This window comes from Oleiphilus sp. HI0079 (assembly GCF_001635105.1).
The window spans coordinates 1-367 of record NZ_LWFT01001112.1; the positions used below are offsets into that span (position 1 = coordinate 1).

Annotated in this window: 1 protein-coding gene; it reads left to right on the forward strand. The window is 34.9% G+C overall.

Annotated elements, in window-relative coordinates; genetic code table 11:
* Positions 1 to 367: hypothetical protein (locus A3750_RS26985; RefSeq protein ID WP_231871895.1), on the forward strand; the 367-nt coding region annotated here is incomplete at both ends.

The window sequence follows — 367 nt, forward strand, 5'->3', positions numbered from 1 at the left end:
TTGGATTCGTATATTTTCTTAATAAAAGCAGATATATCACTGCTAGATGATAATTTTGTGCTACCAATGATCCTACCAAGAATAGAAGAAGAGTTTCTGTCTGAAGATTTGTCTGATTCTGAACGAGAAAAGACTATAGACAGCTTTAGATTGTTTTTGTCTGTTATCAGAGCAACAATACCGAACGTTGTAGAAAATGTTATGTCAGATTCATTGGCGACTAAAAAACCTAGGTTCAAGAAAATACTAGAAACGAAGTTATCCGGAGTTGAAGAAGAGATTGAGATATTGCTGTTAAGGTTTTTGTTGTTGGAAATAGACAGGAAGGACATAAAACAGAATATTAGCCAACTTGTGGAACACCCCG